This is a genomic window from Anaeromyxobacter sp. PSR-1 (assembly GCF_000964525.1).
Classification (GTDB): domain Bacteria; phylum Myxococcota; class Myxococcia; order Myxococcales; family Anaeromyxobacteraceae; genus Anaeromyxobacter.
In genome coordinates this window covers 1-2193 of the sequence record NZ_BAZG01000323.1, presented here as the reverse complement: position 1 = coordinate 2193, position 2193 = coordinate 1, and the positions used below count along the sequence as shown (strand labels likewise).

Annotated in this window: 2 protein-coding genes; both read left to right on the top strand. The window is 69.9% G+C overall.

The features are described 5' to 3' along the window. The first annotated feature begins 123 nt into the window (after positions 1-123). A complete protein-coding gene (gene istA / locus PSR1_RS23000; RefSeq protein WP_370539111.1) occupies positions 124-1353 on the top strand; it encodes an IS21 family transposase in 1230 nt (409 codons plus the stop codon). Continuing rightward, positions 1350-2129: an IS21-like element helper ATPase IstB gene (gene istB / locus PSR1_RS22995; protein ID WP_059439614.1), complete on the top strand. Its 780-nt coding sequence runs from the start codon at positions 1350-1352 to the stop codon at positions 2127-2129. The genes istA and istB overlap by 4 nt, the downstream gene beginning before the upstream one ends. The last annotated feature ends 64 nt before the right edge of the window (positions 2130-2193 follow it).

The window sequence follows — 2193 nt, the reverse complement described above, 5'->3', positions numbered from 1 at the left end:
TGTAGAGCGACAGGATAACTAACCCCCTCGCGACACTAATTCTGACCCCCCTGCCTCTCGACCAGGGAGACGGAGATGGGCAGAGAGATCGAGGCTGTGGCACCCCCGAGCGCGGAGGTGCCGATGCTCGAGGCGGAGGCGGTGCGGCAGATGCTGGAGCTGTCCGCGCGGGGCTGGGGAACGAAGGCGATCGCGAGGGAGCTCGGCCTCGCGCGCAACACCGTGCGGCGCTACCTGCGGGGCGGCGAGGCCGCCGAGGTGCAGGTGCGGCCCGCCGCGCGCCGACTCGACGAGACGACGAGCGCCGAGGCAGTGGCGCTGTTCGAGCGCGAGGCGGAGGGGAACGCCGTCGTGGTCGCGCAGCTGCTCGCCGAACGCGGCATCGACGCCAGCGTGCGGACCGTCCAGCGGGCCGTGGCAGGCCGCCGGCGCGAGCTGCTCGCGGCGGACGTGGCGACGATTCGTTTCGAGACCGCGCCAGGCCGCCAGATGCAGATCGACTTCGGCGAGCGGAAGGTCTGGATCGCCGGCCAGCAGGTCACGGTCCACTTCATGGCCGCGGTCCTCAGCTACTCGCGCCGGATCTTCGTGAAGCCGTTCCTGCACGAGCGCCAGGGCGAGTGGCTCGACGGGATCGCGTCGGCGTTCCGCCACTTCGGCGGCGTTCCGCTCGAGGTGCTCGGGGACAATACGCGGTGCCTCGTGCTTGATCGCGACCGCGAAGCACAGACCGTCACGTTCACGCCGGCGTACGTCGCCTTCTGCCGCGACTGGGAGGTGCAGCCGCGAGCGTGCCAGCCGTACCGCGCGCGGACGAAGGGCAAGACCGAGTCGGGCGTGAAGTACGTGAAGCGCAACGCCATCGCTGGCCGGCGGTTCGACTCGTTCGATCACCTCCAGGTGCACCTGGGGGAGTGGCAGCTCGCCGCCGACCACCGCATCCACGGCACGACGCACGAGGTGCCGATGACCCGCTTCGAGCGCGATGAGCGCGACGCGCTCCGGCCCCTTCCCGCGCGGCCGCTTCCGACGCACGGCCGCCGCCTGCAGCGCCGCGTCGCGAACGATGCGTTCATCGACATCGACACGGTCCGCTACAGCGTCCCGCACCGGCTCGTCCGAGACCGCGTCGAGGCTCTCGTCACCGCCGACGAGGTCCGCGTGTTCCACGGCCGGGACGTCGTCGCGGTCCACGCCCGCTCGTTCGAGCCTCACGCGCGCGTGGTCGATCCCGCGCACCTCGACGGGCTCTGGCGCAAGCCCACCGAGAACGTCGTCCCGCTCGCGCAGCCTCTCGCCGCGCTCGGGCGCACGCTCGACGACTACGCCGCGGTGATCGGCGGTGCCGCGTGAGCGCCGAGATCGTGCGGGCGCGCGTGCTCGAGCACCTCGGGCGGCTCCGGCTCGGCCGCATCGCTGAGAAGCTCGACGCGCTGCTCTCGGACGCCGCTCGCGGCGAGCCGACCTACCTCGACTTCCTCGACGCGATCCTGCGCGAAGAGGTCGGGGCCAAGCAGCGCAAGCGGGTCGCGATGGGGATCACCATCGCGCACTTCCCGACCGTGAAGACGCTCGACGACTTCGAGTTCAAGTTCCAGCCGAGCGTGGACCAGAAGCTCGTCCGCGAGCTCGCGGTCGGCCGCTACGTCGCGAACGCGGAGAACGTGCTCCTGTTCGGCCCGCCGGGCGTCGGGAAGACCCACCTCGCCATCGGGCTCGGCCGCGCCGCAGTCGAGGCCGGCTACAGCGTGCTCTTCACGAGCGCGACCGCGCTGCTGGGCGCGTTGTCCAAGGCCGAGACCGAGGGCCAGCTCGCGGAGCGCCTCGCCTTCTACGCGAAGCCGAAGCTCCTCATCGTCGACGAGCTCGGCTACCTGCCGTTCGAGAAGCGCAGCGCGCACCTGTTCTTCCAACTCGTGGCGCGCCGTTACGAGAAGGGCTCGATGCTGATCACCACCAACCAGCTCGTGACGCAATGGGGAACGGTCTTCGGCGACGAGGTCCTCGCCGCTGCGATCCTCGACCGGCTCCTGCACCACAGCTTCACGCTGATGATTCAGGGCGAGAGCTACAGGCTAAAGCAGAAGCGCAAGGCGGGCCTGCTGGGCAGGTCCGAGAAGGCGAACTGAACCCCGAGGAGGAGGGGGTCAGTTTTAGTGTCGTTTGGGGGTCAGAAGTTCCTGTCGTTTGACA